The following is a 21,372-nucleotide window of genomic DNA, read 5'->3' as shown; positions in this document are numbered from 1 at the left end:
TCCTAACATTAAAAATGTATGTAATATCCTAATTGTAACTGTGTATCTGAGTTACCGACCTTATTACTACTTTGGTAACCGAGCTGTAATTTAAATAAATCATCACCAAGTACTGACCATCCAGCACCACTGGAAACAGACACATCAATTGTATCGTTCAGTGTTTGGTAGCCTGTACTTATGTCAAATAACCAAGACGGACTGGCACCCAAGTATGGGGGCGTTAATGAGCCTGTTGAGGCAAACGAAGTACCTAGGGCAAAGCGCCTAAAAGGTTCAATAACTATGCGTCTGGGTCTTCTATTTGTATTAATAGCAGTATTTACTGGGTCAAAGTCTTGCCATTGCGCACTAAAGTAGGCGTTCCAAATAGGGCGATCTTTTAAAATACTGTATTGGTAGCGTGCGTTATATTCCTGTCCATTAACGAGTGTGCTGTCGTTATCTCTACGCGTGAACGACATTGCAGCTGCTGATAGCTGCACGCTTTGCCTGTTATCAATATTATAATTTATATAAGCCGTGGCTTTATTAAGTTGCGCATAGCTTAGTAACACTTCAGATTGGCGGTTTTCGGCGTTGTATTGTAAGTTTACGCCAACTTGAGTGCGCGCATCCCACTGATAACGAGAGTCTAAAATTACGCCTTGTCGGCTAATAATACTGCCCTGATGCGTATCAACTTTTGTATTAAAAGCCCACCGGCCAAACGTCATAGTGTTTTCTATTGCGAATAGCAGTCCGTTATTGCCAAGGTTTTGCTGATCGCTAAGGCTCAGTTTCCACTGGCCTTTTGCATAAGGAAAATACACATTTATGTCGTATTGCGTACTATTAAGCCCTGCTTGCGGTGATAGGTTTACTTCAAGTGCGCGAAAGTAAGCTGTGCGCGCGTTTCTTAAAAAGCCTAGCTGGGCTTCACTTGGCTCGTTAATTAGCTCTTCATACCAACGTTGCATAGTTGCATAAGGTTGGTTTAAGTATAAAAGCGCACTTAACTGATCGTTTTTTCCCAGTGTATTTGTATCAACTAATTGTTTGATTTTACTAAACTCACCTTGAGTCATGTATAGCTGAAGTGCTTGCCAAGGCTCAAGTTTTTGAGCAGCACGGCGTGATAACCACCAGTTTGCTTGTGCTGTGCCTATGGTTTCAGGGGCTAACTCATCGAGTGTGTTTAGCTGCATTAAATGTGGCATAGCCATAGCGCCAGCCCATCTAAACATAAGTCCTCGATATGCATATTTATCTTTAGGTAAATGCTGAAGAAGATAATGATTAAGCTCTGTGGCGTTGGCATAATAGCCGAGTTGCTTCATTACATCGGCTAAGTTTACTAATGTTGTTAAGTCACTAGGCTCAGCTATCGCTAGTTTACGTAAGTAAAAATAAGCACTGTTATATGACTTTTCATAAATAGATAAACTCGCTAAAAGTTGGCCCCACGCATACGTTGGGTTGTTGTCAGCATAGTTATTTAAAATACGTTTAATCATGATGCTGTCGTGCATCTGCAGTGCTAACCAACCTTGCACAAGTACTACGTCAGGATTGTATTCGCTCAGTTTTGCGGCGCGGTTGAGCGTTGTATACGCTGAATTTAAATCGCTCTGATTTTGATACCAGCTAGCAAGCGTTAACCAAGCAGGGTATAGCGCCTTGTTGTAGCGTTGCTTGTTCAGTTCGTTATAGATTCGTTCAACGGCGTTTGAATCGTTTATTTGCGTACTTAAATTAGCAATGTCAATTAGCTGACTTTCGCTCAGCGAAGGTTGCTGCCATAAATGCGCAAGTAACGCTTTGGGGTTGCCTTCAAAGCGTATTTGCTGGTACTGCAATAAATCGCTTTCGCCTAATTTACCCAGTGATTTAAGTTGTTCAAGGGCATAAAGCTGTTCTTTTTTATCATTTACCCTGAGCGCCATGTCAACGCGAGCACTCCAAAACTCGTCGTCACTGCTTTGCTGCTTTTGCTTTAAAATGGTTAGTGCCGTGTTAAAGTCGTTATTTAACCAAAACGCACGGGCTAGCCACATTAAATCTTCTTCGTTTTTGGGGCCCTGATAAATAGGCCACAAATTACGTAAACCGCTTAAGTTACCTGTGTCATGTAATACTTTTGCTTTCCAATATTGTGATAATACGCTTTTACCGTTTATGCTTTCAAAACGCTCTATATGCTTGAGCTCTTGTTTGGCGTCACCAATAAACTCGTTGGTTTGCATCCATTTAGAAAAGCCATTGCCTTTTAGTTGCCTATTTTTAGCTTTGTAAGCGTAAATGTCGTTAGCGTCTTGGTACAAATATAATGCCGTTGCATCGTTAATACTGTCTGTAAGCATTGATGCGGTAACGGCTTTATTTATCATTAACCATTTAAATTCTTTGAGCGCAGCTCTTGGCTTATTGAGCCAGCGCTTTACTTTCCAATTTAGTAAATGAAGATCTTTATCGTTAGGTTTTTGTTTTAGTAGTTTTGAAAGCAATAATTCAGCGCCGTTAGCATCGCCATTTGCTAAGTGAAGCTGCATTGCCTGTGTTAAATACTTAATATTGCAAGGCTCTTTTTGCAGCAGTTTTGTAGCTGCAATAATTGCATCTTCTTTATTGCCTGCTAAGTCAGCGAGATAAAGTGTGCGCTTTATATTTGATTGATCTCCATATTGCTTCCACCACGCATATGCTTGCAACGCTTCGTTTGCACCCAGTGCAGTTTCAATGGCTTTTTCGGCTATTGTTTCGCTCATGTTATTTTTGTAAAGCGGCAACGCTTTTGCAGGTTGGCCTGCGGTTAGCCAATAATCAGCGGCAATTAACGGCTTTTTGTGTGTTTCATAATATTGTGCAAGCTTAACATTCAAACCGAGTGCTTTAGCTATACTAAGAATGTCTTCGTTCCATGGTTTATAGGCACTAACCTTTAATGAAAGTTCTTCAAATCGGTCATCTACATTGGCACCACTTGCAAGCCATAATGAGTAAAGTAACTTTATTTCAAGTTCTGTTTTACGCTTACTTTTTGGCAGTTTTTCAAGCTCATTAGTTGCGTTTGAATATTCACTCAATGCTATATGAAGTTCAGCCAATTTAGCGCGCAGCTTTTCATTGTTAGGGTCAGTATTAAGTGCAGCATGCAAGTATGACTTTTCAAATGTGTAGTCTTGCGAAAGTGCATCGTCTTCAAAGAAGAGGGTATGTGGAAATAGCGCATATAATGAAAAACAGCTAACAGCGAGTATTGTTAAAATTGTTTTTATAGAAACTAAATGAGGGCGCTTTTTGGTATTCATTACTTAGCAACCCCTGTGCAGTTTAAATAACCCAAAAACTCACCAGCAGGTAGTTTAAAGTGGGTTAATTTTCCGCGAGTGATACCTTTATAACTTTTCCCATGTGAGATATAAATTGGCATGAATGAGCATTCACCAAATCAAGTGTTGCAGGTATCCACGCTTTAAAACTAACCGAGCCATTTACTTGCCATGTATCTATTACTACATTGGCAGAGGCTAAATAGGGGGCATTATCTTTTTGGCTGTGGTCAAAACTAATACGTGAAATACCCTCTATAGTATGTACGTAGTCACCTTGCTGCGTTACCCCTAATACCCCATCGCTTTGAGATATATTTGCAATATCAAAGTCGCTTGGTATACGAAGGGTGCGAATGTTTTTTGAGCTAAACAACCAGTCTCCTTTACTATTTTTAGCTAAGGCCGAAAAGTAAAAATCTTTCGCAATTTTTGCATAGTGACTTAAGTACACAGGGGTGTTGGGCCTTTGTAATACATAGTCAATATTATGCTTTAAAGCGTCAAGCCCCGCAGGAACTTCGCCAGAGTAAAAGTGATAGTAAATAGTATAGGGCTTTAACCTGTATGGCTTTTCGGTTATTTCAAAGGTCTCTGTTAGGCGCTTAAACCCATAAAAAGGGCCATGCCACAAATTAGTGTATACGTTTTCGTTCAGTATTGGTGCATAAATTTGATACAGTAAATCACCCTCAGGGCGGGCAATTGGCGATATATGGGAAAGGCTTGGGTTATCACCATTTACGTCTGTATTACCACCATTTACGTTTAGTACGCCAGCATTGCGTGCTATTTTTAATGCGTCTGGCCCAGGTGTAGCATCGCCCGACCACAACATAAGCACTGTTTTTTTTCCTTTAGGTACAAGCCTTTCATTAATATAGTTAATGGTGCCGGTAATTTCTTTTTCTAAGCTAATTGTGTCATAGCCAGGTACATCTAGGTGAAACCCATAATCTGTATCTTCTTTGTCGATTTCTTTTCGGCCAGAAAGCGCGGTCCAAAAGTAAGGGTGACTATAAGTATGCGAAGCGACCTCTACATAGGGAAGTTCAAAAATACTGCGCGCAATTTTTTCTAGTTTTTTACTGTGCTTAGCATGAATTCCTCCAGGCTCTATATCAGCCTGAATAATAGAAGATGTGATGGGAAGTTTATAAGGTTTAATAATGTCATCGCGAATGACCTCTGCTGCATACGGGCTGCCGTCAAAGTGTGCAATGCTGGTAAAGCCATCCCCATCTATATGCATAGTAAGCATACGTCTGCCACTTTCGGTTGTTGTATCGGGTGCTAATATAGCGGGTAACCCCATGGCTTTAGTAAGCAGTGTAATTGGGTCAATAACCCAATTACTACCTTCCATTGGGAGCGTATCAATCAGCCATGGGGCAACAATAACTGCGCCATATTTGGTTTTGGCACTTTGTACAACGGTGCTGCCATCAGCCGCTTTTATATCAATAAGAGTGGTGGCTTCTGGCGCTAATTTTAATAAATAAGGTTTGGTAATGGCAGGCGAAGAGCTTGACTCACCTTTTAACCATGGTGCTAAATAATTAAGTTTATAAGGCCCTGGAGGGGAGCTGTTAAGTGTTTCCACGCCTAATGCGGCTAATAATTTAGCTGATTGTGGTAGCTCACCTACCACTAACTGAGGCACTGTACCTAGGCTAGCTTCGAGCCAATTTATTACACTTGGGGAGTAAAAGCCCCCCATGTTTGTCCATGAAACAATTCCAGCATGTAAACTTGGATCAACTAATGGCAACTCTCGTTTTGCTATATCAATGTAGTCAGGAATATAACCTAAATACTCAATAAGAGTGGCTAGCTTTAAATGAACTGTAGAGTAAATAAGGGGTTTTAAGTCACTATTGTACGGAATAAGTACGCGCCTAGGCACAGGGCTAATAGTTGATGTTCCCCAGGTTTGTAAATGCCCATCGGTCACCCAAGCACTAAACCCAGAAGCGATAATTTTTTCAGCCATTACAAGGCGTTTGTCAGGTTTTGCATAGTCAATAACTTGAACATTAAAACCTAAGCTTTGCGCTTTTTTAAGTTGAGTTGTTAACCATGCTTGATCGTTCTTAGAGGTTAACTTGTAGCTATTATCAAGTGGATTAAAGTGGCTAAATAATCCCTCAGCAACTAAGTCGGTTGCAAGGTTTTGTAGGCTTGGCAGTAATTCAAAGCCACGATTGAGCACTAATTGCTTTTTAAATACTAAAGAAAGATCTTTTATTATTGAAACTAATCCAGCTTGCTGCGCTAATTTATCGTAACGTTCGTTATCTAATAATTGATAACTATCAAGGGTGTCTAAAAACAACCCACTAAAGCCACGTTCTTTTAATATAACAGCCGAACTGTTTAATTTTTGTTGCCATTTCGGTGAAGTTAAATCGGAAATGTAGCTATTCCAATTTGGGTTTGTAGTAAGTGAATAGTCACTTTTATTATATGATTCGCCAATGCTCAAATAAGCATATACAGCAATGTTACGTTCTTTAAACCAATTTAATTCATGCTCAGTCACTAACTCAGGTTGCACAACAACGCGTGAGTAAAAAGTCATTTCAGCTAAAGGCATTGGGGCTGAATAGTAAAAAGCGATGCTGTTATTAACGGGCTTTGCTAGTAACTGCGCTGATACTAAAAGCAAAAGCCATAAAATATATTTCATTTATGATTCGCTATATTAATTTTAAACTATTGCTCAAAGGAAGGCGTTCCGAGGCTGTTCTAGTTATTTTGTATTAATTATTAAGTATTATTATATGTTAACAAAAATAAAAGGTCTATCATGTTGTTTTAAATTTATACTAACTTAACTTATTATTTAGGTAGTCTTATTATTGCAAGGTTATGAATTTAAATAAATAAAACCTTTAATAAAGGCTTGGATTTTAAACGAGATTTGTAAAGAAATGTAAGTTTTTATTGTCAGTTCTGGATAAATTTAAAAGCCATTTCGCTTATAAAATGGCCTTTAAAAAGTTTATTGTTTTAAATATTAATCATTACCTAATACAAATCATGTTTCTTCCTTGCGATTTAGCTTTGTACAAAGCGCTGTCGGCGGCACACATTAATGCTTCAGATGTTCTATATTGGTTATTGTATTCACACGCTAAGCCTTGGCTAACACTAATTTTAACGTTGTCAGGTAGGCCTATTTCTCTAAAGTTTAAATTTAAAATTCTATCTTGAATACGCTTGGCTATCATCTCAGCGTTTGAAATATGAGATCGCGGTAATACCACGGCAAACTCTTCTCCACCATATCGGGCAACTAAGCTGTCTTTTGACGGCAGGCATTCTTCAATTGTTTTTGCTACTTTTTGCAAGCATTTGTCACCTTTTACATGCCCAAAGTTATCGTTAAATAATTTAAAATAATCAATATCAATCAATATAAAACTTAATGGTTGCTTGTTCATTAGACATGTTTGCCAATCTTTGTGGATTGTTTTTTCTAACGTTCCACGATTTGCAATACCCGTTAGGTGATCGAGCTTTGAAAGTGTTTCGAGTACTTTATACTTTTTTATGTGTTTAGAAATGTCATGCATGATGCAAATAAATAAAGGAGTATTATTAGTTGTTGCTGGTGGAATGCATGAAACCGAAAGTTCTACATCTAAAAAGTTACCATTAGCTTTAATTATTTTTACTTCTTTGGGGCCATGATTTAGCGGCGTTTGATAATTGTTTTTCCAACTTTCAAACATGTATTCGTAATCGTCACGGTATTGCTCTTGTAAAAAATGCTGCCACTTTTTACCAATTAATATATCTGAAGGAACATTAAAAAATCGTGCAGCTACCGGGTTTACCGATTCAAAAACACCGTGTGCATTCACAATAAATATAGCATCGGCCATCACGTTAGTGACATTAATAATCGCGCTTATTTTTTCATTGTTAACACGCTCAGAAAGGCTGTTTACTAATGTTGATACAGCGATATTTTCGTTATTTAGTTTGCTGTGTTGATTATTGTTAGACATGGCAGTTGCTCATTTTTATTGTTAATGAAACTTGATGTCTAGCAGTGTATTCAATTTATGGTTTTTAAACCTTTCGGTAACCTTCTGGTTTAAGTTCTTGTTATTTATATTTATTTAATGGGCGTTTTTAAATAAGTTGCACCGCAATTAATATGCCTGTGCAATTTAAGAATAAGTATTACTAATTAGAGTTCTTTTTCATTCTTAACTTGTGGATCAGCGCTTTCATATTTATTGCCATTACATTCAACGTTAAAAATTAAGCATACAGAGCCATTATTTTCATCTGTGTCGGTAATGATAATTGTGTGGCCGTTGTCACTTACTTTATAGCTGAAGTCTTGGGCGCATGGTTTTTGTGTGTCGATATCGGTGATAGTAGCGCCAGTAAATACGAAACCATTTTGAATTGTGGCGTCGTCTAAATTATAGTTGCCAGCGGTTTCAGTTCTTACAACACCACCGCCAGTAGCGGGTTCGCCATTTTTTGTATAGCTAAAAATAGCTTCACTATTGTTAAGTTTAATATTTACTTGAAATTCGACATTTTCTAGGGTGTTATTCATATTATTTCCTTTATGAGTAATTATAGTTGGAAGTTCGTAATGCCTAATTTAACTAGGCTTGTTTTTATTTCTGATATCTCGTCTTCCCTGTTTAAACAGGTATAAGCTTGTACTAGTGGGTATGTTATTTTTACGCTCTGACTTATTTTTGCAGCTTCAGAAATAGCTTTGATAGCGCTTAAGCAAAATTGCTCTCGCTGTTTATTAGTTGTAGCTAAGTTTGCTTTGATTAAGTTTATTCTTGTATATACTAAGTAATCACCAGTTTTAGTTAGGTTGGATAATTGATGTTTGTAGTTTTCATTATTCTCAAGCTCAGTTAATAACTTCTGCGCTTTGAGTGATGATTGTCTATTTATAAAATATTGAATCAGTGTAATTTGTGTATTAATAGTGCTGGTATTTTTAAAATTTTGAGATTTTAAAAAATTAATTATTTTTTCAATTGTTGAGTCAGTAGCTTCATCAGTAGATAGCATTAGTGAAAGTGCTAAAGAGCGATAATACATAAGCTGAAATTTATTGTTTTTTGGATCTTGTACTAAAGCTTCATTGATAACTTGATTAGCCAAGCTGGCTTTTTTATGTGCCATCCGTTTATCACTCAAATAGCTCAGTAAATAACTTTGTTGCATATATAGGTTTGCTGATGTGTAAAAAAGGCTTGCATCACTAGGGTAGTTAGCAATCAATTTTGTGATTACTTTAACTGCAGCTTCTAATATATTAACTGCTTCATTAAAGTTACTTAGCCTCTCTTCTGTTTTTGCAAGCCAACTAATTGTATCGGATTTATCTCGAAGTAAGTCTTTGTTATTAGGTTTCAGTTCAAGCGCTTTATTCTTAAGTAAAAGTGACTCTGCAAAGTTCTTTTTTGCAGCGCTGTAGTTAGATTTTTCTATGTATAAAGAACCTAAAGAATTAGATGAATACGATAATTCCATAATGGAGTTAAAATCATTGGCTGCCAGCGCATACATTTTTTTACTGTAATCGTGGTATCTTTTAAACATTTGCTCAGTAGCTTGATGATCATTTTGATCATAAGCTAATTGACCAAGCCAAAAGGCATTGGCGCCTGCAAGCGTGAGTAGCTCTAAGTTGTTTGGCTGAATTTTTAATAATGCCTCAAGGCGAATGCGGGCGTTTTCAAAGGCGGTGAAGGCCTCAATGGTTTTTCCGCGCGAATAGGCCACTTCCCCCATGGCCTCAAGGGTTTGTGCGTACTGAAAACGGTTGTTAAATTGTGCTTTATTATTGCTAAAGCTAAAAAGTGAACTTGAATCGTCAGTTTGATCAGTAAAATACTCAAGTGCTTTATTACTAATACCATCAAGTAAGTCCATACGTTCAACGCTACGTAATTTATCCGCAAAGTCGCCGACCATAAACCCGAGTAAGCTTTCGGCTTCTTGGCGTTTTTGCTGTGCAAGTTGCTGTGCTTGATAGCTGGTAAAACTCATAAACAGGGCTACGCAGGTAAGTAAACAAAGCAAAGCGACCGTGCCACGTTTCAGGGTGGTTTTTGTTTTACTATGCTTAAGAGAGCTGGCTATAAGGGCGTGTTCGTCATCGTCTAATTTAAATAGCTTATCATTAAGTAATAGCTGCGCTTCTTGTAGCGGTTTACCTGATGCAAGGAGGTAAGCACTACTTTTATCTTCATCTATCCAATTTTGTGCTTGGTGTTGTAAGCGGCTTTTTATTGCTAATGCATCTTTGTGATCGCTTATCCACTGCTTTGCTCGTGGCCACTGGCGTAATAAGGCTTCGTGCGCAAGGCTAAAACAGGCTTCGCCATTTTGTAAGTGCGATACAAATAAGCGGCTGTCGACCATGGCTTGTACAAGCTCTTTTTGGCTGATGTTTGTTAATGCTTGCCAGCGGGCTGCGCGGCTAGTGACGGTTTTACCGTCAGGGTTTAGCGTTACTAATTGCGATAACACGCTTTTTAGTTGCAGTTGTTGTTTGTTGCTAAGGCCTATAAATACATCTTCTGCTTTTTTGCCTATGGCGCCCTCAATACCGCCAAGTTTTTTATACACACTGTGTAACAACTCATTATTATCACTGCGCTGTAAATACAGCTCTTGCAGTGTGTATTGCAGCATGGGTAGTGCATCGGGATTGTTGGCGGTATCGGCGCAGAGTATTTCATTCAGTGGTGTTTGGGTTTGTGGGTCATGTGAAAACGTTAAATTAGCGGTTATTGCTGGCAAGCGAATAATTTGTTGTAGTTCGTGCCTGTTTGGTGGTGTTAAGTCGTAATGCGCGCCATTAGCTTTGCCAGCCATTAGGCTTGGTTGCTCAACCACTAAAGGATAAAAATCGTTTCTGCACGCACTAAATACAATCACCGCTTTAGACGTTGCTAAGCGCTCAATAACTGATAAAAATTGGCTACGTGTTTCATCATCAAATAAAGGTGATGAAAGTAGGACCTCTAAACGATCTATGAACAAAAATAATTGCGGTTTGTTAAGCGTTGGTACTGTTTTAGTTAGGGCATTTGTTAAAGTATGAATAACGTTATTAGTGTTTTGCGTTAATTGCTGGGCGAGTGCTTCGGCGCTTAAACCATCAAAGACAGGCAGGTTATTTATATCCCAATCAAGCATGGCAGACGCTAAGTCTAAATAAAGCCGGCTGTGGTCAATATCTGCAAAATCTAGTTGAGTATACGAAACAACACCAATCCCGTTGTAGCCGCGCTCATCAAGCAGTTTAGGTAAAATGCCTGCGTTCACTAAGGATGATTTACCGGTACCACTTGGACCTAAAATTAAGCAAAAAGCGCGACCAAAATTCACTTGGCTAGCCACTCTTTCCAATAAAGTGGTAATAGCCTGATTTCGGCCAAAAAACAGGTGATTATCGGTTGTATTATAAGCGCTTAATCCTAAAAAGGGAGAGCCGCCTTGCCAGCTTGTTACTTTGGGGGCTTCTTCACTTAAAGGAAAGTCTAACTTTGCAATAATACGGTAGCCACGTTTTCTTATTGTTTCTATGTATTGGGGTGCACTTGCTTTATCGCCAAGAGCTTTACGTAACTGTGTGATTGTTTTATGTAACGGATTATCACCTACTTCAATATTTTTCCAACAGTGGTTAAGTAGTTCGTCACTGCTAACAAGCTCCCCTTTTTTTGAGCATAAATAGATCAAAACATCCATGGCTTTTGGTTCTAGCTGCTTGTTTTTACCAGCATGTTGAATGCTGTTTGATAGGGGGCTTACCTGCCAATCGCCTAAATAAAATGGGCTGAGGTTCATAGTGACTCATTGTTGTTTTTGCTGATCTAAATATGTATCGGCTTGTTAAGCTGTAACTTGATAGTACAGAAAAAATGGCAAACCAGTATGGCTTTTAGTCAGTGGTGTTGAGTTATTTTAACGCCAGCCCTTGGCTAGACCAGCGTTGTATTTACAGTTATAGGTCGTTTTTATTTATGGTAACAACACGTTGCGGGAAAGGAATTTCGATATTGGCGTCGTTAATGGCTTTGTACACTCCACCGTTTATAGCTAACTTTGTTTCTATAATTTTCGTGGTGGGTACCCAGTATCGGTAGCTAAGGGTAACACCGCTATCGGCAAAGCGCTCAATGCCTATTTGCGAGTGCGGGTTTTGAGCAACTAACTCGTGTGCGTTGAGTACCTCTTCAATAAGATTAATTGCGGTATCAGCACATGCGCTATAGGCAATATCTATTTCACCCTTAACTAACGAGTAACTAAATGAGTTATGAATTATTTCGCCCATTATATGTTTGTTAGGAATGGTGATTTCTACTTTTTCTTCATCTATTAAAATGGTGTAGCCAAGCTCTATTGTTTTAACTTGACCGCTTACATTTTTAACTTCAATGGTATCGCCAACTACAAAAGGGCGTGTAGCGATAATGGCAAGGCCAGCACCATAATTAGACAGCATGCCCTGTAGTGCTAGACCTGCACCCAAAGAAGCTGCACCTATTGCCGCCACAAAGGGAGTAACACTTATCCCTATCTTGCCAAGCGCTATAATAATAACCATAACAATAAGCAGTACTTTTACAACACTACTAACAAAGTTTGTAAGCGTAATATCCACATTATGGCGAGTCATTAAATTGGCGACTATTTTAGATAGTTTTTGTGCTATCCAAAGGCCAATCAACAATATAAAAACAGCCCCTACAATTTGCATGCTGTAGGTAACTAAATACTCAGTGAGCATATTGTAATACTTTTCAAACTGTTCGATTTCAGAACTGATCATTATGGGCTCTTAACTCGTGTAATTAAATTTTTGTAAACTATAGCAAACTGTTTACTAAAAAAGGATAGAGGAGTGGGACTATTATGGCCGTTAGCAATGCACTGAGCGCCATAGCGACCGATGAAAATGCACCTATTTTAGGGTGTTCAGCAAGAGCCGCTGCTGTCCCAATAGCGTGGCAGGCCGTCCCCATAGCAACCCCTTGGGATTCATGACTGCCTATTTTTACTAATTTAAACAGCATGAAACCAAATAATGCCCCTAATAAGCCAATAAAAATAACTATAGCGGCGGCCAAAGAGCTGATCCCCCCCAACGAATCTGTAACAATTAACGAAATAGGCGTAGTGACGCTAAGTGCCGCCACAGAGGCACTTAACTTAGAAGGAACCTTAAAAAATACACTTAATAAAAAAGCCACAAAAGTTGCATTTACAATACCTAAACTGCAAGTACCTAGTATGAGTAATAGATTTTTACGTACGTGAATAAACTGCTGATACAAAGGTAGCGCTAATGCGACAATGGCGGGCTCTAAAAGCCAGCTTAGTAGCTGGCTATGATAAGCAAACTTGGAGTAAGGCAGGTTTAAGTTAATCAATAACAAAGCAATAACGGCAATACTTAAAAAAACAGGGTTTGTAATTGACTTTAAAGCACTGCTTTTCATGCGTACGTTAAACGCCCTAAGCAGTAAAAACAAAGCAATAATTATAGGTACACACAACCACCAAATGTCAGGCTTTAATTCAGTCATTGTTTTTTCTGCTTTTGAAAAAAACCATCACTGAGCTAACTAGTAATAATGTACTTGCTGGCACAATAAAAATAACAGACATTAAAAAAGGCCAATTAGATTTTATAAGGTTTAGGTGTTCAATAAAGCCAACGCCAGCGGGAATAAAAAAAATAGGCATAACATTTAAAATTGGAGAGGCACAAGGCTTTAGGTGTTGCTCTTTTACTATGCCTGCTAGCAGCAACACCAATAAAATAACCATAGCGAGTAAAGGTGCAGGAAAGCTGCCTCCTGTATAATACATAATAAGTTTAGCGCAGGCTAAACAAAGCAAAATGATTGCGCTACTTAATAGGTATTTCATCATTATTACTCAATTTAATAGGGTGCATTTAGTTTAACAATCAAAAACAGTGTGTACATTGTGCCTTAGTATTACCGATATTAATGCATTACCACCGTTTGGCGTTGTTGTATTTTATATCGGATTTACCTTTTGCTTTTGCAATGGCTTTTTTTGTATTTGGGTTTGTTAGTAAACGAATTTGACTCCAGGTTTCTTTTGCGAGTATTTTTCGTTGCCGTGACTTGTAGCTTAATTGAGTAATACGTTTAATGGCAGCTAGGGTATCGGGTGAGCGTTCAAGCAATGTACTCAGCAGTGTTTGGGTTGCAAGTTCGGTGTTGTTTGTTAGTTGTGTGACCAGTCCAAGCTCGTTTGCTTGCTCTGCAGTTATAGGGTTTGCATGGCTTGCAAGTAAAAGTGCTTGGTCGCGTTTAACAAGTCCGCCCATCATTACATTTGCCCCCATGTCAGGGCAAAGCCCCCAGCGAGCTTCCATTATGGCTAGCTTGGCGTCATTGTGTACAATTCTGTAATCTGCTCCTAACGCTATTTGTAACCCTCCTCCTAAGCAGTTGCCATTAATCTGTGCAATAACAGGTACGCTTAACGACTGCCAGCCCAGTACTACTTTTTGCGCTAAGTTTTGGTTGCCGGGTAACCACTTAAACAGTAATTTTATGATATTTAAAGGTGAGGCCATAACTGCGGCAATATCAAGCCCTGAACAAAAATGATCGCCATCCCCCTTTATAACTACCGCACGAATAGTACGATCCTTTTTTATATTTTTAATCGTGTTATTTAACGACATAAACATGGCAAAGTTTAATGCGTTTTGTTTATCAGCTCGACTCAAGGTAACCGTTGCAATACCGTCTTGCTTTTCTAGTTTTATCATTATTAACTCCTCTGACCTGTTGCTTGAGCTTATGCGGTTAGAAAGGTGAAGTAAAGTGATGTAGTTTTTAAAATAGATTGAATTTATTTGTAAATGAGCAGTCTGAATGACTTGGTTTTATTTTGATAATTAACAAAGTGTGGTTTGAGGTTAAAAAAGTCAGGTTTTTAAACGCTTTTTTATCAAATAGCTAATCAGATTTGATAACATACCGCCAATTATTAAGGTTAAGGTTACGCAACTATGTCGGGTCCACGTTTATTTACAATCGAAGAAGCAACACATCAAGCTTATGATATTTTTTTAGAGTTAGCACCGAGTAACTTAAGTGATGATGACGTTGAAAACTTTAATGAGTACCGAGAAGATCTTGGCTTTATTGAAGAAGATGAACCGGACGACCAGTGGCAAGATTTTGTTGCGCTTGAAATTGAGCCAGAACACTTTATTCAAGTGCTAGTGGGTTTAGAGTTTGATAATGAAGATGTGCTATTTGCAAAAATTTTAATTAGCCGTGATAAAGACGCCCCGTTTTGCCATATTTTATGGAAAGAAAGTGAATAAGCCCTGCTGTTTGTTTATTTTTGATTAAGTGGCGAGATAGAATTTTGCGTAAGTATTTATTTTTAATTTTTATTTTAATTAGTGGCTCTTGCTGGGCTGTTGATCCATTTGAAGATTTTCATGAGTATGGGCAGCTTTCTGACGAAGAAATTCATGATTTACACAAAGGCGAAATGCTTTACGGCGATACTGAGTTTGGGTTTATTTTGTCTCGGGGAAATATCAATTCAACCAGCTTTAAGCTCAAAGGTAACCTTTACCAAGATTTTGAAAAGTGGCGAAACCAATTCAAAATTGACTCCCTTTATAAGCGCGACGAAAATGACGACACTGGAGACAGCGATGTAACTGCAAACCGTGTGTTTGTATCTGCACAAGGTAACTACAAAGTAGGCGTTAAAAATTCATCGTTTTTTATTTATGGCGATTACGAGGAAGATCAGTTTAGTGGCCTTAAATTTAAAAGCACCATTGCAACAGGGTATGGTGCGCGTGTTTATCAGGGCACTAAGAACAAAGTAGATATTGATATCGGGCCTGGTTTGTACCGTTCGGTAGCTGATGAAGACTCAACGGTGAGTGAAAGCGAAGAAAGTAAAACCGGTTACTTACTTCGTGTTGCTATGCAATGGGAGCGACTGGTTTCAAAACGCACACGTTTTAATCAAGATGTGAGTATAGAGCAGTCATTGTCAGGGTTAAATTCACGATTAAAGTCTGAAACTGCGCTGATTAGTCAGGTTATAGGGGCGGTGTCTCTTAAGTTTGCTTATATGTATCGTTATAATTCAAAACCAGAAGATGATAAACTTAAGTTTGATTCTGAGCTCAGTGCTACTTTAGTGTATAGCTTTTAAGTATTTTATTTAATTAGAGAATAATATGTATCAGCATAAACAGTATGCGGTGTTTATCTTTTTTGTTTTGACCTGGATTGGTGGCTTTGTTGCTTTAGCATGGAATTTAATTGGGGCAGATTGGCCGTTAATTATTTTTGCAGGTGTATTGGTACTGGTGGGCTTTTTGTTTCATGGCTTAACAGTTAAAGTTGACGATAAAACAATTAGCTGGGGATTTGGCCCGGGCGTGGCTGGCCAGCAAATTATGCTCAGCGATATTTCAGAGGCAAAAGCGGTTCAAAACTCATACAGACATGGTATTGGTATTCGAATAACGCACGATGGGTGGGTTTATACCGTGTCTGGATTTAGTGCTGTTCAGCTAATGCTTAACGATGGTACCTTGTATAGAGTGGGTACAAACGATCAGCAAGGGTTATTAGACGCACTAAAAAAACAAAACGTACCAATGGCGCAGCCTCAAAAGCAACAAAGCGAACCCAAAGTGGTCAAACGTAATAATATGATATAAAAAAAGCGCCTTAGGCGCTTTTTTTATACGTTTAAGTTAGTGGTCGTGACCACAACCCCCTTCGCCATGAACATGGCCATGAGTGAGTTCGTCCTCAGTTGCATCACGCACTTCAAGTATTTCTACATCAAAGTTAAGCGTAATACCTGCAAGCGGGTTATTGCCATCAACAATGACTTCTTCATCTTGAATATCAATAATCATTACTGATTGGTCGCCATCATCTGTTGATGCGCGAAATTGCATACCTACTTCAATTTCCATACCCTCGAACATCGATTTTGGCACAGCTTGCATTAGGTTGTCGTGGCGTTCACCGTAACCATCTTCAGGCTCAACTTTTACGCTAAGCGTATCACCAGGTTGTTTACCTAGTAGCGCATTTTCAAGGCCTGAAATGAGGTAACCAGTACCCACAATAAAATGTAGCGGCTCACCACCGAACGAGTTATCAATGCTATTGTTATCATTATCCATTACTGAATAATGCATTTTTACCACTTTGTTTGCCGCAACGATCATAGTCATTCCTATTTATTCATCATCTAAAGAGTAGGGTAAAGGCAGAATGCTTAGCTCTACCTCAGGCGCGTGTTTTGCACGAAGTAATTGCGTTGTTTCAGTATCGTTTGGCAACACAACAAGGCCAGTTAATATATTAGTTTTTTCATCAAAGCTTTGCGCAATAAGTTTACCAGCACGGCGCCAGTTTTCACCCAGTTGTACTTCAAGTTCGGGTTCATCCAGCATGCTTTCGCTTTGCCCTGATACGATATACATTGCACGCTTATTTTTACCAAGGTACTTCATGCGCGCTACAGTTTCTTGTCCTGTGTAACAGCCTTTTTTAAAGCTGATGCCACCAATGGCTTGTAAGTTAACCATTTGCGGTACATATTCGCCAATCGCATCACTGCTCAGCTGTGGCTCGCCAGCTAATATTGCTGCTTGCTGCCATGGGGCATCGTTATCAAGCGTTAAAACGCTATCAGGGATTGCAAACTGACTATTAACCATAAGCAACACTCGGTTATCAGCCAGCTTTAATGCTTTACCGTTATCAAAGTCACACGCTATTATATTGTCGTCAAAAGCAATACCCAGCTCTGTTAAAACCGTAGATAAGTCATCACCAATAAGACCAATTAACCGGTTTGAAGACGCACTTATGTCTACTTTTGCAAATACTGCGTATTTCTTTAGCTCAACTAACGATTGCTCTACCTCAGCACTACTGCCAGATAAGTAGTAACTGTCTTGGTGAGAAAATAGCTTAAATACGCCCCAAAGTTTTCCTTTGGCGCTACAGTGGCCGGTCCATAAAAAATTGCTGTTGGTTAGTTTATTTAGATCTTGAGTAATTTGCCCATGCAGATAAGATAATTTATCAGCACCTGTAAGGCTAATAAGTTGGTGAGATAACGGACATGCGTAAACGCTAGACATAAAAACCTTCTTTGCAATACAAATGAAGTGACATAATAACTCAGTTGCTACGTATGGTACAGACAAGCACCCGCAGGGGTGTATTTATTTTATAGTTGATTAATAGCTGCTAAACCGGCTTGTGTTTGTTAAACTCGAGTCAATTCAGTATGAGGTTTAAAATGGTTGAAATTCATAGTAAAGCACGTATTCGTTGGGCTTGTCGTCGTGGTATGTTAGAGCTAGATGTTTTGTTTATGCCGTTTGTAGAAGAAGCATACGATTCTTTAAATGCAGAGCAACAAGCTATTTTTCAGCGCTTGTTAACACAAGAAGATCCTGATCTATTTGCATGGTTTATGGGCCATGAAAAATGCAAAGACGAGCAGCTAAATAGTATGGTACAACTCATATTAAACAGAGTTCGTGTATAGGTTCACTGTAAAAAATAATAAAGCAGACCACAAACCCATTGTGGTCTTTTTTTGTGTGCTTACTTTAATAATGTGTTTATTTTTAAGCTCTTTTTTGGCAATCCTAATATGTATTTTTGCCAACCTAATAACTGGGGTTTTAGTCGGGCGTAAAGTAAAAGCCTGTCAACCGCAAATGGGCGTGATTATTTTAGAGCCTAGTTTGTTTAGATTCGAAAATGACGTACATAAAATAGAAGGGCAAATAAGTCCTAAAAGCAAAGTGTTTTTGGGCAGTGTTTGGCTATTCATAAAAGGATTTAATAACAACCATTGGCTTATTATTTCAGCCAATGGTGTTGATAAGCAAAGCTATGCCCGATTAAAACGAGCTGTTTTGAGTGCGGTTAATGGCGCTCAGGGGTCAAAATAGTGGGGGTTGGGTTTTCGTTTTGCTCAGGGTAATCAATTGTGTAATGAAGCCCTCTACTTTCTTTTCTTTGCATTGCACTTCTAATGATTAACTCTGCTACTTGCACTAAATTACGTAGCTCGAGTAAGTTGTTACTTACTCTAAAGTTAGCATAATAGTCGTGTATTTCTTGTTGTAGCAACTCAACCCGATGTAGTGCGCGCTCTAAACGCTTAGTTGAACGAACAATACCGACATAATCCCACATAAAGAGGCGTAGCTCATGCCAATTATGCGTAATGACTATTTCTTCGTCCGAGTTAGTTACACGGCTTTCATCCCATTGCGGCAAGGTCATGGGTTCTGGTGCATGTTCAATTTTGCTTAAAATATCTTTCGCTGCAGCATGGGCAAACACAATGCATTCTAATAATGAGTTACTTGCCATTCTGTTTGCACCGTGCAGGCCGGTGTAAGCTACTTCACCAACGGCATATAGATTATCTAAATCTGTTTTACCGTTAAAGTCAGTCATTACACCACCGCAAGTGTAGTGTGCGGCAGGGACAACCGGAATCGCTTCTTTTGTAATATCTAACCCAACACTCAAGCATTTTGCATAAATGGTAGGGAAGTGCTCAATAATAAATTCTTTATCTTTGTGGCTAATATCTAAATAAACGCAATTTGCACCTAGGCGCTTCATTTCAAAATCGATTGCGCGAGCGACTATATCACGAGGGGCTAGCTCTTCACGTTCATCAAAATCTTTCATAAAGCGAGTGCCGTCTGGGCGTTTTAAATACGCGCCCTCACCGCGCATTGCCTCGGTAATTAGAAAGTTTTGTAATTCAGGGTGGTATAAGCTGGTGGGATGGAATTGATTAAATTCCATATTAGCCACTTTACAGCCAGCTCGCCAAGCCATAGCAATACCGTCACCGCTTGATACATCAGGATTAGATGTATATAAGTACACCTTGCTTGCTCCACCGGTCGCAAGTGCTACAAATTTAGCTGATATAGTTTCGACTTTTTTAGCTTTTTTGTTCCACACATACATACCCTCAACGTGTGTTCCTGCTTTGACAGTATTTTTGTCAGTAATTAAATCAATTGCATTGTATTGCTCAAGTAGAGTGATGTTTTTATGTAATTTTACTTGGCTTATTAATGTTGTTTGAACGGCTTTACCTGTCGCATCGGCGGCATGCAAAATTCGACGATGGCTATGACCGCCTTCTCGCGTTAAGTGAAAACGCTCTTTGCCTTTGCTATCAAATTCCATGTCAAAAGGCACACCTTGGTCAATTAGCCATTGAAGGCAATCGTGTGCATTACTTGCTGTATAGTGAACAGCTTCACGGTCACATAGGCCGCCGCCAGCATCCAGAGTATCTTCAACATGCGATTCAATACTGTCATTTTTTTTATCAAATACTGCAGCGATGCCACCTTGTGCATAAAGTGTAGAGCCTTCTGTAAGCGCGCCTTTACTAATAACGGTAACGTTACAATAGTTAGCTAGTGATAAGGCAAGAGATAAGCCAGCCGCGCCGCTTCCGATAATAGCGACATCTGCGATGTGATGTTTATTTTGGTTCATGTCAGGGGTACTTTGCGGTTACAATGCTTAAATAAAGCAGTATTTGTTTTTAATATTTGTAGTTGTATCATATTTGTCATACCACTATGTAGTGATTTTAATGGCTTAGCGCCGTTATTTATGAACTATTTTATATAAAAATAATATTAAGCAGAACTTTTTATTCATGCCGCGGTCAGAGTATTTGTGAACAATGGCGATAATATGAATAACAAGCAAAAACCAGACATAGGAGTACCGGCTCGAATGAGCGAGCAGGAATTGGATTTAGTGCTAGTAAGAAGAGTGCAGCAGGGCGATAAAAATGCCTTCAATCTATTAGTAAAGAAGTATCAAAACAAAATTGCAGGTTTGATATCCCGTTATGTATCAAATCAAGGCGATATTGCTGATGTAGCGCAAGAAGCTTTTATAAAAGCTTACCGTGCACTTCCCAACTTTAGAGGCGACAGTGCTTTCTATACTTGGTTATACCGTATTGCCGTTAATTGTGCTAAAAATTATTTAGTTGCTCAGGGGCGTAAGCCGCCAGCTAATGATATTGACGCTGAAGAAGCTGAATTTTATGATTGTGGTGACTCGATGCGTTCAAACGCATCACCTGAAAACCTTTTATTAAGTGAAGAGGTTCGCGCTGTAATTTTTAATACAATTGATAGTTTGCCTGAAGACCTTAAAACCGCAATAACTCTCAGAGAAATTGAGGGTATGAGCTATGAAGAAATAGCTGTGGTAATGGATTGCCCTGTAGGCACAGTACGTTCGCGTATATTTCGTGCCCGTGAAGCAATTGATAACAAATTAAACCCATTAATAGGCGAGTCTTAGTATGACAAAAGCACACCTTAACAAGTTAGATAACGAATCGTTATCTGCATTACTTGATGGCGAGCAGCACCTAGCTGATGCAAAAATTGCAGAGCAAGATGTTTCTACGTTTGGTCGTTATGCGTTAATTGGTGATGCAATGCGTGCTCAAAAAAATAACCACGACATCCATATTGATATTAGCGAACGCGTTGCTCTAGCACTTGAAAGCGAGCCTGTATATGCTGACTTTACCCAGTCGAAAGCGCAGTCTAAAGTGGACGATAAGCCAGAACAGAATAACGTAGTGGCATTTAATTGGCGTAAGCCTGTTGCTCAGCTTGCAATTGCCGCAAGTGTGGCAATGTTTGCGATTGTGGGAGTAAGCACGTTACCGCAAAGTGATCCACAGCAAAATGAAATCCCATTACTGCAAACAACACCGTTAACAGGTATGGCGTCACCAGTAAGCTACTCATCTGCGCCCGCTCTTGAAAACGCAGAGCAAGGTTTACGTGAGTTGCAACAACAGCGTATTGGCGCGTTAGTATTAGAGCATCAACGTCAAGCACGTGTTGCTAACTCTCTTCAAACAGCGCAAAATGAAACAAAAGCGCAAGAGGAAAAAAACTAATTAA

At 39.0% G+C, this 21,372-nt stretch carries 18 protein-coding genes and 1 pseudogene; 7 read left to right on the top strand and 12 right to left on the bottom strand.

Annotated elements, in window-relative coordinates:
- Positions 1–8 precede the first annotated feature (8 nt).
- From PS1M3_RS12245 to PS1M3_RS12205, 9 genes and pseudogenes are all read right to left on the bottom strand, one after another.
- A complete protein-coding gene (locus PS1M3_RS12245) occupies positions 9–3,290 on the bottom strand; it encodes a lipopolysaccharide assembly protein LapB (RefSeq protein ID WP_138740266.1) in 3,282 nt (1,093 codons plus the stop codon).
- A pseudogene (locus PS1M3_RS12240) lies at positions 3,290–6,000 on the bottom strand (endo alpha-1,4 polygalactosaminidase). Before PS1M3_RS12240 ends, PS1M3_RS12245 begins: the two are co-directional and overlap by 1 nt.
- A gap of 337 nt (positions 6,001–6,337) precedes the next feature.
- Positions 6,338–7,327 (bottom strand): sensor domain-containing diguanylate cyclase, encoded by a 990-nt coding sequence (locus tag PS1M3_RS12235; protein ID WP_008132794.1) that lies wholly within the window; start codon positions 7,325–7,327, stop codon positions 6,338–6,340.
- Between the two features lie 185 nt (positions 7,328–7,512).
- The gene (locus PS1M3_RS12230) at positions 7,513–7,893 is read right to left on the bottom strand and encodes a DP-EP family protein (protein ID WP_203984517.1); all 381 of its coding nucleotides are present in this window, start codon (positions 7,891–7,893) and stop codon (positions 7,513–7,515) included.
- A gap of 20 nt (positions 7,894–7,913) precedes the next feature.
- Positions 7,914–11,165 carry a winged helix-turn-helix domain-containing protein gene (locus PS1M3_RS12225; protein WP_203984515.1) on the bottom strand — a complete coding sequence of 1,084 codons (3,252 nt, stop codon included), beginning with the start codon at positions 11,163–11,165 and terminating at the stop codon, positions 7,914–7,916.
- Positions 11,166–11,322: 157 nt separating this feature from the next.
- Positions 11,323–12,153 carry a mechanosensitive ion channel family protein gene (locus PS1M3_RS12220; protein ID WP_008132787.1) on the bottom strand — a complete coding sequence of 277 codons (831 nt, stop codon included), beginning with the start codon at positions 12,151–12,153 and terminating at the stop codon, positions 11,323–11,325.
- 37 nt (positions 12,154–12,190) lie between these two features.
- Complete coding sequence (locus PS1M3_RS12215) at positions 12,191–12,910, bottom strand: LrgB family protein (RefSeq protein WP_008132785.1); 720 nt, start codon at positions 12,908–12,910, stop codon at positions 12,191–12,193.
- Positions 12,903–13,256 (bottom strand): CidA/LrgA family protein, encoded by a 354-nt coding sequence (locus tag PS1M3_RS12210; protein WP_010555858.1) that lies wholly within the window; start codon positions 13,254–13,256, stop codon positions 12,903–12,905. The genes PS1M3_RS12215 and PS1M3_RS12210 overlap by 8 nt, the downstream gene beginning before the upstream one ends.
- 88 nt (positions 13,257–13,344) lie before the next feature.
- Positions 13,345–14,136 carry a crotonase/enoyl-CoA hydratase family protein gene (locus tag PS1M3_RS12205; protein WP_008132782.1) on the bottom strand — a complete coding sequence of 264 codons (792 nt, stop codon included), beginning with the start codon at positions 14,134–14,136 and terminating at the stop codon, positions 13,345–13,347.
- 243 nt (positions 14,137–14,379) lie between these two features.
- Between PS1M3_RS12205 and PS1M3_RS12200 the strand changes: the two genes are divergently transcribed.
- The 3 genes from PS1M3_RS12200 to PS1M3_RS12190 are packed head-to-tail and all read left to right on the top strand — an operon-like array spanning position 14,380 to position 16,071.
- A complete protein-coding gene (locus PS1M3_RS12200; RefSeq protein ID WP_006794135.1) occupies positions 14,380–14,700 on the top strand; it encodes an HI1450 family dsDNA-mimic protein in 321 nt (106 codons plus the stop codon).
- Between the two features lie 44 nt (positions 14,701–14,744).
- Positions 14,745–15,557, top strand: coding sequence for a DUF481 domain-containing protein (locus PS1M3_RS12195; protein ID WP_008132777.1), 813 nt, complete (start codon positions 14,745–14,747; stop codon positions 15,555–15,557).
- A 25-nt stretch (positions 15,558–15,582) separates the two neighbouring features.
- A complete protein-coding gene (locus PS1M3_RS12190; RefSeq protein ID WP_203984508.1) occupies positions 15,583–16,071 on the top strand; it encodes a hypothetical protein in 489 nt (162 codons plus the stop codon).
- A gap of 36 nt (positions 16,072–16,107) precedes the next feature.
- Here PS1M3_RS12190 and PS1M3_RS12185 read toward each other — a convergent pair whose 3' ends face one another.
- Positions 16,108–16,593: a peptidylprolyl isomerase gene (locus PS1M3_RS12185; RefSeq protein WP_006794138.1), complete on the bottom strand. Its 486-nt coding sequence runs from the start codon at positions 16,591–16,593 to the stop codon at positions 16,108–16,110.
- A gap of 12 nt (positions 16,594–16,605) precedes the next feature.
- The gene (gene ygfZ / locus PS1M3_RS12180; RefSeq protein ID WP_203984495.1) at positions 16,606–17,517 is read right to left on the bottom strand and encodes a tRNA-modifying protein YgfZ; all 912 of its coding nucleotides are present in this window, start codon (positions 17,515–17,517) and stop codon (positions 16,606–16,608) included.
- Positions 17,518–17,678: 161 nt separating this feature from the next.
- Here ygfZ and PS1M3_RS12175 point away from each other — a divergent pair, with 161 nt between their 5' ends.
- Both PS1M3_RS12175 and PS1M3_RS12170 read left to right on the top strand, forming a co-directional pair.
- Positions 17,679–17,930: a succinate dehydrogenase assembly factor 2 gene (locus PS1M3_RS12175; protein WP_006794140.1), complete on the top strand. Its 252-nt coding sequence runs from the start codon at positions 17,679–17,681 to the stop codon at positions 17,928–17,930.
- Between the two features lie 70 nt (positions 17,931–18,000).
- Complete coding sequence (locus PS1M3_RS12170) at positions 18,001–18,342, top strand: hypothetical protein (RefSeq protein ID WP_371816615.1); 342 nt, start codon at positions 18,001–18,003, stop codon at positions 18,340–18,342.
- Here the strand turns inward: PS1M3_RS12170 and nadB are convergent.
- Positions 18,317–19,927, bottom strand: a complete 1,611-nt coding sequence (gene nadB, locus PS1M3_RS12165) for an L-aspartate oxidase (RefSeq protein WP_203984484.1) — start codon at positions 19,925–19,927, stop codon at positions 18,317–18,319. The two genes, PS1M3_RS12170 and nadB, sit on opposite strands and share 26 nt — an antisense overlap.
- Before the next feature lie 246 nt (positions 19,928–20,173).
- Between nadB and rpoE the strand changes: the two genes are divergently transcribed.
- Both rpoE and PS1M3_RS12155 read left to right on the top strand, forming a co-directional pair.
- The gene (gene rpoE / locus PS1M3_RS12160; protein WP_006794143.1) at positions 20,174–20,755 is read left to right on the top strand and encodes an RNA polymerase sigma factor RpoE; all 582 of its coding nucleotides are present in this window, start codon (positions 20,174–20,176) and stop codon (positions 20,753–20,755) included.
- Position 20,756: 1 nt separating this feature from the next.
- Positions 20,757–21,368, top strand: coding sequence for a sigma-E factor negative regulatory protein (locus PS1M3_RS12155; RefSeq protein ID WP_203984476.1), 612 nt, complete (start codon positions 20,757–20,759; stop codon positions 21,366–21,368).
- The last annotated feature ends 4 nt before the right edge of the window (positions 21,369–21,372 follow it).

Origin of the sequence: Pseudoalteromonas sp. PS1M3, from assembly GCF_016865405.1 — a bacterium.
Lineage (GTDB): Bacteria > Pseudomonadota > Gammaproteobacteria > Enterobacterales > Alteromonadaceae > Pseudoalteromonas > Pseudoalteromonas marina.
Note: the sequence above shows the minus strand (reverse complement) of the source record. Positions and strands in the feature narration are given on the sequence as shown.

What these genes read in the sequence shown, in the direction of transcription:
- PS1M3_RS12245 (WP_138740266.1), bottom strand. Translation starts at nt 3,290, where the DNA reads ATGAATACCAAAAAGCGCCCTCATTTAGTTTCTATAAAAACAATTTTA.
- PS1M3_RS12235 (WP_008132794.1), bottom strand. Translation starts at nt 7,327, where the DNA reads ATGTCTAACAATAATCAACACAGCAAACTAAATAACGAAAATATCGCT.
- PS1M3_RS12230 (WP_203984517.1), bottom strand. Translation starts at nt 7,893, where the DNA reads ATGAATAACACCCTAGAAAATGTCGAATTTCAAGTAAATATTAAACTT.
- PS1M3_RS12225 (WP_203984515.1), bottom strand. Translation starts at nt 11,165, where the DNA reads ATGAACCTCAGCCCATTTTATTTAGGCGATTGGCAGGTAAGCCCCCTA.
- PS1M3_RS12220 (WP_008132787.1), bottom strand. Translation starts at nt 12,153, where the DNA reads ATGATCAGTTCTGAAATCGAACAGTTTGAAAAGTATTACAATATGCTC.
- PS1M3_RS12215 (WP_008132785.1), bottom strand. Translation starts at nt 12,910, where the DNA reads ATGACTGAATTAAAGCCTGACATTTGGTGGTTGTGTGTACCTATAATT.
- PS1M3_RS12210 (WP_010555858.1), bottom strand. Translation starts at nt 13,256, where the DNA reads ATGAAATACCTATTAAGTAGCGCAATCATTTTGCTTTGTTTAGCCTGC.
- PS1M3_RS12205 (WP_008132782.1), bottom strand. Translation starts at nt 14,136, where the DNA reads ATGATAAAACTAGAAAAGCAAGACGGTATTGCAACGGTTACCTTGAGT.
- PS1M3_RS12200 (WP_006794135.1), top strand. Translation starts at nt 14,380, where the DNA reads ATGTCGGGTCCACGTTTATTTACAATCGAAGAAGCAACACATCAAGCT.
- PS1M3_RS12190 (WP_203984508.1), top strand. Translation starts at nt 15,583, where the DNA reads ATGTATCAGCATAAACAGTATGCGGTGTTTATCTTTTTTGTTTTGACC.
- PS1M3_RS12185 (WP_006794138.1), bottom strand. Translation starts at nt 16,593, where the DNA reads ATGATCGTTGCGGCAAACAAAGTGGTAAAAATGCATTATTCAGTAATG.
- ygfZ (WP_203984495.1), bottom strand. Translation starts at nt 17,517, where the DNA reads ATGTCTAGCGTTTACGCATGTCCGTTATCTCACCAACTTATTAGCCTT.
- PS1M3_RS12175 (WP_006794140.1), top strand. Translation starts at nt 17,679, where the DNA reads ATGGTTGAAATTCATAGTAAAGCACGTATTCGTTGGGCTTGTCGTCGT.
- PS1M3_RS12170 (WP_371816615.1), top strand. Translation starts at nt 18,001, where the DNA reads ATGTGTTTATTTTTAAGCTCTTTTTTGGCAATCCTAATATGTATTTTT.
- nadB (WP_203984484.1), bottom strand. Translation starts at nt 19,927, where the DNA reads ATGAACCAAAATAAACATCACATCGCAGATGTCGCTATTATCGGAAGC.
- rpoE (WP_006794143.1), top strand. Translation starts at nt 20,174, where the DNA reads ATGAGCGAGCAGGAATTGGATTTAGTGCTAGTAAGAAGAGTGCAGCAG.
- PS1M3_RS12155 (WP_203984476.1), top strand. Translation starts at nt 20,757, where the DNA reads ATGACAAAAGCACACCTTAACAAGTTAGATAACGAATCGTTATCTGCA.